The organism is Mycobacterium sp., from assembly GCF_044370595.1.
GTDB lineage: Bacteria > Actinomycetota > Actinomycetes > Mycobacteriales > Mycobacteriaceae > Mycobacterium.
The window spans coordinates 1-7,443 of sequence record NZ_JBILVF010000164.1; the positions used below are offsets into that span (position 1 = coordinate 1).

Sequence of the window (7,443 nt, forward strand, 5' to 3'; positions counted from 1 at the left end):
CCGCCGCGCGACCCGGCTGGCTTGCCTCACTGGCCCGTCACTACCGCGACCCGAACGTGCTGGGCGTCGGCGGCGGCATTGAACCGGAATGGGTTGTCGGGCGGCCGCGTTGGTTTCCCCCGGAGTTCGACTGGGTCGTGGGTTGCGACTACACCGGCCGGCGGACGGGTATCGTCCGCAACTTGATCGGGGCCAACGCATCATTCCGGCGGGAATTGTTCGACGACGGCGGATTCACCAGCGGGATCGGCCGATCCGCCAGCGTCCGGCGCCCGGTCGGTGGCGAGGAGACCGAGTTCTGCATCCGTTCCGCACAGCGGCGCCCGGGCGGATTCTTCCTCCATGACGGGGACGCCGAGGTGATTCATCGGGTTCCTGCCGATCGGCAGACCTTCGCCTACTTCCGGAGTCGGTGCTACTCCGAAGGGCTGTCCAAGGCTCTGGTGACCCGCAGCGTCGGGACGCAGACCGGGTTGGCCTCCGAGCGGGCTTACTCGACGGTGACCCTGCCCCTGGGTGTGCTGCACGGACTGCGGCGGGCACTGCGAGGGGACGCCGCCGGGCTGCTGACTGCCGGGGTGATCATCATCGGGTTGGCCTACACCACAGCGGGTTACATCGTCGGCGCGGGATCCGGGGTGTGGGCTCGGCGGCGGGCAGTGCCATGAGCCGGCCGTTGCGGATCGGGATGGTTGCCGCGCGCGCGCTGCCGTTCATGGGCGGCATCGAAACCCACGTCCACGAGGTGTCACGGCGGCTGGCCGCATCCGGTGTCGAGGTCACGGTGCTGACCACCGACACCACCGGCGAATTGCCAGGTTCCCAGACCATGTCGGGCTACCGCGTCCTGCGCTGGCCGGCCTACCCGCGATCCCGCGACTACTACGTCGCACCCGGGCTTGTTCGGCATCTACTCGACGCTCGGGATTCCTACGACGCCATTCACGTCCAGGGAGTCCACACCCTCGTCGCGCCCGCCGCGCTTGCGGCCACGCGACGCACGCGCACGCCTGCCGTGCTGACCTTCCACACCGGCGGGCATTCCTCCGGTCTACGGGAGTTGTTGCGCCCCTTGCAGTTCACACTCATGGGTCCACTGTTGAGGTCCGCCGCTGCGTTGGTTGCGGTGTGTGAGTACGAGCGTCGGCTGTTTGCCCGGACGTTGGGGATTCCCGCAGAGGCCATCCGCCTGATCCGCAACGGGTCTGAGCCACTGCCGGTGGATCCCTGCGCCCCCGGAATCGACGGTAGCCCGCTGGTGGTGTCGGTGGGCCGGCTCGAGGAGTACAAGGGACACCACCGGGTGCTGCGGGCCATGCCCCTGATTCTCGAGTCCGCACCGGGCGCGACCTTGGTGCTCATCGGCAGTGGGCCCTATGAAGCACGGCTGCGGGAAATGACCGCAGAGCTGGGGATCGCCGACCATGTGCTGTTCCGAAGCTTCGGCCCCGAAGAGCGGGGCGCCATGGGCAAGGTGATCGCCGACGCCGACGTGATGTGTCTGCTCAGCGATTACGAGGCGCACCCGGTGGCGGTCATGGAGGCGCTCGGCACCGGGACCCCGGCGCTGCTCGCCGACACGTCGGGATTGACCGAACTGGGTGAAGCTGGCCTGGCCACGACGATTCCAGTGGACGCCTCGGCCGGTCAGATCGCAGCGGCGGTGATGACCGTCGCCGGGTCTGCCCGGACGCCGCCCAAGTTGCTGCCCACCTGGGACGATTGCGCCCGCGAGCTCAAGGATCTCTACCTGCAGGTGGCGAGGTGAAGATCCTGCAACTGGCCCAGTTCCTGCCACCGGTTGCCGGCGGAGAGGAACGCCACGTCTGGAATCTGGCCCGCGCGTTGGCGGCGCGTTCCCATGAGGTGACGCTGCTGGGCTTCGCGACCGGGGAGGACCCGGCCGGCGCGACCGTCGTCGACGGTGTCCGCGTGGTGCGGGTTCGGACCGCGGCGTCCCGGCTGCCGGTTCTCTATAGCGACCCGTCCCGCCCGCACGCGTTGCCGTTGCCTGATCCCGAGGCCAGTCGTGCCATCGCCCACGAGTTCGCCGGTGGCCGCTATGACGTTGCCCACGCTCACAATTGGATCGTCAACAGCGCACTCGGTCCCGCCGCGAAAGCCGGCGTGCCGCTGGTGATGACACTTCACGACTACAGCCACATCTGTGCGACGAAACGCATGATGGAGCATGGGCGCACCCGCTGTCCGGGTCCGGCTCCACGGCGTTGCCTGTCATGCGCCTCGGGCCACTACGGCCCGGTCAACGGGGCGGTCACGGTGGCCGCCAACGCGGCCGCAGCCCATCGGCGCGCCCGGCGGATCGCTGCGGTGGCCGCGGTCAGCAGTGCTGTCGCCGACGCGGTGGCCATTCCCGCCGGACACTGGCTGCACAGCGCCGGCCTCACCGCGCGGGTCATCCCGAACTTCATCCCTGATGACATCATCGCCGACGACCTTGCGCCCACCCGTCCCGATGCCCCGCTGCTGTTCGCCGGGGACCTGACCGCCGACAAGGGTGTGCAGGTTCTGCTCGATGCCTACCAACAGCTGGAATCCCCGCCGGAACTGGTGCTGGCCGGCCGCATGCCGGTGCCGGACGCGTGGCGCTTTCCGCCGGGGGCGCGGTGGGTGGGTCAGCTTCCCCACGAGGACGTGGTCGGGCTGTTCCGGTCCGCCCGAGCGGTAGTGGTTCCGTCGGTGTGGTCGGATCCCTGCCCCACCGTGGTCCTGGAAGCGATGGCGGCCGGTCGGCCGGTGGTCGGGGCGGCCTCGGGCGGCATCATCGACATGGTGGTGCATGGCAGTACGGGGCTGCTGGTGCCGCCGGGGGACTCCGCGGCCCTGGCCGGGGCGCTGGCCGCGCTGCTGAGGCAACCGGAGACGGCCCGGGCCTTCGGTATCGCCGGCTGGCGGCGGGCCCGTGAGTTCACCGTGAGCGCGGTCGTACCCCGCATCGAGCAGATGTACCACGATGCGATCGAGCCGAAGACCGCCGGATGAACTTGCAAGACCCGGGCAAACTGCGTTTTCTGCTGCGCAGCGCTGCGAGCCTGGCCACGAGTTCCGTGATGACCGCCGGACTCGGCTTCATCTTCTGGACGGTGGCGGCGCGGACCTTTCCGGCCACCGCGGTGGGTGAATCGTCGACTGCGATCTCCGCGGTGAGCCTGCTGGCGCCGCTGTCGATCTTCGGGCTCGGAACGCTGATGATGGTGCGGCTTCCTGTCATGCAGAAGGGCCGCAGTGCGCTGGTGTCGACCGCCACGCTGGCCGCTGCGATCACTGCAAGCCTCATCGCGCTGATGTGCGCGCTGGTGTTGCCCGATTCCTTTCTCGGTATCCCCGGGGTCGGCCACGAGCCCCTTGCCACAGCGGTTTTCGTCGCGCTGGTTGCATCGCAGACGATTTGCGTCGTCATCGACCAGGCTTTCCTGGCGGTAGCCGGCAGCGGAATCCAATTGAGCCGCAATCTGGTTCAATCCGTGGTCAAACTCATCCTGATCGTCGTTCTTGCCACCGCATTGGCGAGGTTCGGCTCGCTCACCATCGTGACGAGTTGGCTGCTGGCCAATGTCATCTCTTTCATGGTGGCGGTCGTCATGCTGGCACGTCGCTACGGGTTGTCGCTGCGCCGGGCGCTGCCCCGTCCTTCGGCGTTACGCGGAATGCACTTCGCGGCAGCCAAGCACCACAGTCTCAACACCTCGCTGTTGGTGCCGTACTTCGCGATGCCGATCGTCGCCAACGTCATCCTTGGCTCTGAGCAGGCCGCCTACCTGTATGCCACCTGGTCGTTGGCCGGTTTCGTGTTCTTCTTGCCGATGGCTTTGGCGTGGGCGCTGTTCGCCTCCGGTGCCCGGGATTCGAGCACGTTCGTCGCTGAGTTCCGGTTCACGTTGCGGATCGCGCTGTTGATCTGCACGGTGGCGGTTGCCGCGCTCGCCCTGCTCGGCGGGCTCGTGCTCAGCATTTTCGGCCAGGCGTATGCAGACAACGGTCACGTCGTCCTCATCGTGCTTGCATTGGGCGGTCTGGGCACCGTCATCAAAGATCACCACGTCACCCTGGCGCGGGTGGTCGGAAACGAGGGGCGTGAGGGCCTGTTGATGGCTGTCCTGGGCGCCGGTGAGATTGCCGGTGCCGCCCTGGGCGCGCATCTCGGTGGACTTGTGGGTCTCAGCCTGGGCTGGTTGGCCGCGGTCGGGTTCGAGATCCTGGTATGCGGGCCGCTGGTATGGCGGACCTATCGTGGTCGGGTGGAGATTCCCGCCCGGGATCGCGGTGGGGTGGCGTTGTGAGATGGCGGATCCGGGCGACCAGAGTCATGGCCGCTGGGGCCGTGCCCTTGTTGGTCGCACTGCCCCTCGGTGCTACCGGGGCGGCCGCGGGTCCACTGGTCGTGACCGACTTCGTCGAGGATTTTGACGGGCCGGCCGGTGCCGGGCCGAACCCGCAGTACTGGACCGTCGATGTCGGCCCCTCCGCGGTACACGGCTGGGAAGAGGGCAGCCTTCAGACTTACACCGACTCCCCGGACAATGTCCGCCTGGACGGCCAGGGCCACCTGGTGATCACCGCCCGCCGAGACTCAGACCGCTACACCTCCGGTCGGGTTGTTACTCGCGGGAAGCTCGAGTTCGGACTCGGAACCCTCGTCGGGAGAATCAAGTTCCCGTCCGGGCAGGGCCTCTGGCCGGCGTTCTGGATGCTCGGGTCCAACATCGAGACGGTCGGCTGGCCGCAGTGCGGCGAGATCGACATCATCGAACTGATCAATACCGCCGACACCTACCATGTCGCTCTTCATGCCCCAGGCGCCGACCCCGAGGCCTCCGGCCCTATCGCCGACCTGTCCACCGACTTCCACGACTATTGGGTGACGCGCACTGCGGACAGCGTCACCGTGGGAATCGACGACTCGGTGCTCGCATCGTTCGACCCGGACGTCCTGCCGCCGGACTCGCCGTGGATCTTCGGCGAACCCATGTTCGTTCTGCTCAACCTCGCGGTGGGTGGAAACTGGCCGGGACCGCCGGATGACTCGACGCCCTTGCCGGCCGCGATGATCGTCGACTACCTGCGATTCACGCCGCTGAAATGATCTCCCGCTAGGTTTGAACGAACGGTCGCTTCCGGAAGCATCCGGTTGCCTAACTGAACCAAGGGGGAAACATGCGTCGTGTCGGAGCGCTGGCGGGCGTTCTCGCAGCTTTGCTGTGGACCTCACCGGTGACGGCGGCCGAGCCGGCTCCCGGCGGCGGGGGCATCGTGGCGCCTGTCCTGGAACTTCCCGATATGGGCGTGTCGGGCACGATCGCATTCACCGTCAATCGGTTCAACGCCAGCAAATCGGTGAGCTTCCCGGTGTTGCCCGGCCTGGTTCCCGAGGAGATGCGTGCCCGAATCGAGTTACCGGTATTGCTGCGGTTCGGCACCCTGACCGTCAGCCAGAACGGTCGCCAGATCAGCCGGGTCGGTCTGCCGCTCGACAGCGATGGCGACCTGGTGATTCCACTCGGTGGCGTGCAGCTGTCCGGTGAGTGGCTCACTCTTGACCTGGCCCTGACGGTGATGCCGGCGTCTGACTACTGCTGGGACGACTACGCACCGGTACGGCTGACCGACGCCGCGGTTGTCTTCTCTGGCGCCGAGGTGTCCCCGAAGACGGTTGCCGACTTTCTTCCCTCGGTACTTCGCAAGGTGACCATCGGGCTACCGGCCAAGCCGTCACCGGCAGAGTCCAGCGCTGCGGTACAGGTGGCCACCGCGGTCGCCCAGCGCAATGGGCAGAAGCCCGACGTCGTGGTGGTGCCGCTTCCCGAGGGGGCCACCGCATTCCGTGCGCCCTCGGCTCCACTGGAGCGGAAGATCGTCGTCAAGGAAGGCGCCGAAAAAGGACTTTCGCTGCAGGGCGGCGGCTTCCCGTCACTGCTGGTCTCCGGAGAAGGCGCCGAACTCGTCGATCAGGCTCGATTGCTCAGCGACGAATCGCTGAAGCTCGCCGTTAGCACCACGGCGGTCCCCGGGCCGCTACCCGAGCCCGAATTCGTCCCCGACAGCACCACACTCGCGGACCTGAATCAGACCGAACTGCTGGACGAGGCGCTGTGGCCGAAGGTAAACATCGAGGTCGATCAGACTCGTTTCGGGCATCCACTGGCCGATATCCGGATTCATCTGGTCGGTTCCTACACACCGTTGCCCGGGAATTTCGGCGGTGAGTCGACCGTCACCGTCGGCGGCGAGGTCCTCGATCGGTGGGCGGCCACCGACGACGGAATCATCGACCGCTCTTTGACGATCCCGGCGCGTCTGATCAAACGCTCCGTCAATCTCGAAGTCGCCGTGCGCGCCACCGGCAACCCGGGACGCTGCGGGGACCACCTGCCGATCGCCTTGCGGATCGACCCCGCGTCGACGGTTCAGGTCGGCACCGCAAGTCCGCCGATTCCCCGCGGATTCCAATCGTTCCCCCAGGCGCTCATGCCGCGCATCGACTTCGGAATCGGCGAGGACGCCTTCGCCGACACGGTGCGCGCGGCCCGAATCGCGGTGGGCCTGCAACGGCTGAGCGCTGTTCCGCTGATGAGCGAGGTGAAGAGCGTCAGGGAAGCGATCGACGGCGGCGGTTCGGCGATTCTGATTGCCTCCGGAGGCTGGACCGATCAGTCCTTCACGCTGCCGTTCAACACCGATGGTGGAAAGATCACCGTTCAGGGCCTCGACCCCGACGGGGAGCCTCTGTCGATGACCCTGGAGCCCCAGACGAGATTCGGCTCCATTCAGACCATCTTCGACGGGCAGCGCGCAGTGATGATCGCCACCTCGAACGGCGCACCGTCGCAGCTCGACTCATTGCTGAGTTGGCTGGACGGTTCAGGACGCTGGTCGGGCCTCAACGGCCGAGCGATCATCTCCATCCCCGACGGTGCGCCGCTGACCGTCCCGAGCCCCCTCGTCACCGATTCCGCACAGGACGACTCGGCGACGCAGGGCAGCCAGCAGGATTGGTTCTGGTGGGTGGCCGGCGGAATCGCGGCGATCGCCGGCGTCGGAGCGCTGCTGATTCTGTTCAAGGCGGGTCGGGCTTCGGCTCGTTCCAGGGAGTCGTAGCGGCGCGGTTACCGTGTCAGGCGTGAACGAGGAGAGCTCGAAGCCATGGTGAGCCGGCTGTCCACGTCGGATGCGGCGTTTTACCAGAGGGAGAATTCCACGACCCCGGTGTACGTGGGGTCGCTGTCGATCCTGCGCCGGCCCCGTGGCGGGTTGAGCTACGACAGCCTGTTGCAAACCGTGGAGCGCAGGCTGCCGCAGATTCCGCGGTACCGGCAAAAAGTGCGGGAGGTGACGCCGGGTATCGCGCGGCCGGTCTGGATCGACGACCCGGACTTCGATATCACCTACCACGTCCGTCGCTCCGCGCTGCCTTCGCCGGGCAGC

General features: G+C 67.2%; 7 protein-coding genes. All 7 read left to right on the forward strand.

Annotated elements, in window-relative coordinates; genetic code table 11:
- Positions 1–668: glycosyltransferase family 2 protein (locus ADBZ5N_RS16085; RefSeq protein WP_526259112.1), on the forward strand; the 668-nt coding region annotated here is incomplete at its 5' end.
- Positions 665–1,768, forward strand: a complete 1,104-nt coding sequence (locus ADBZ5N_RS16090) for a glycosyltransferase family 4 protein (RefSeq protein WP_526259114.1) — start codon at positions 665–667, stop codon at positions 1,766–1,768. The genes ADBZ5N_RS16085 and ADBZ5N_RS16090, both read left to right, overlap by 4 nt.
- Positions 1,765–3,003 (forward strand): glycosyltransferase family 4 protein, encoded by a 1,239-nt coding sequence (locus tag ADBZ5N_RS16095; RefSeq protein WP_526259116.1) that lies wholly within the window; start codon positions 1,765–1,767, stop codon positions 3,001–3,003. The genes ADBZ5N_RS16090 and ADBZ5N_RS16095 overlap by 4 nt, the downstream gene beginning before the upstream one ends.
- Positions 3,000–4,301 (forward strand): lipopolysaccharide biosynthesis protein, encoded by a 1,302-nt coding sequence (locus tag ADBZ5N_RS16100; RefSeq protein WP_526259118.1) that lies wholly within the window; start codon positions 3,000–3,002, stop codon positions 4,299–4,301. The genes ADBZ5N_RS16095 and ADBZ5N_RS16100 overlap by 4 nt, the downstream gene beginning before the upstream one ends.
- 41 nt (positions 4,302–4,342) lie before the next feature.
- A complete protein-coding gene (locus tag ADBZ5N_RS16105) occupies positions 4,343–5,104 on the forward strand; it encodes a glycoside hydrolase family 16 protein (RefSeq protein WP_526259120.1) in 762 nt (253 codons plus the stop codon).
- A 71-nt stretch (positions 5,105–5,175) separates the two neighbouring features.
- Positions 5,176–7,116 carry a hypothetical protein gene (locus ADBZ5N_RS16110; RefSeq protein ID WP_526259122.1) on the forward strand — a complete coding sequence of 647 codons (1,941 nt, stop codon included), beginning with the start codon at positions 5,176–5,178 and terminating at the stop codon, positions 7,114–7,116.
- Positions 7,117–7,161: 45 nt separating this feature from the next.
- Positions 7,162–7,443: wax ester/triacylglycerol synthase domain-containing protein (locus tag ADBZ5N_RS16115; RefSeq protein WP_526259124.1), on the forward strand; the 282-nt coding region annotated here is incomplete at its 3' end.

Coding starts and splice junctions, on each gene's coding strand:
- ADBZ5N_RS16090 (WP_526259114.1), top strand. CDS start 665: ATGAGCCGGCCGTTGCGGATCGGGATGGTTGCCGCGCGCGCGCTGCCG.
- ADBZ5N_RS16100 (WP_526259118.1), top strand. CDS start 3,000: ATGAACTTGCAAGACCCGGGCAAACTGCGTTTTCTGCTGCGCAGCGCT.
- ADBZ5N_RS16110 (WP_526259122.1), top strand. CDS start 5,176: ATGCGTCGTGTCGGAGCGCTGGCGGGCGTTCTCGCAGCTTTGCTGTGG.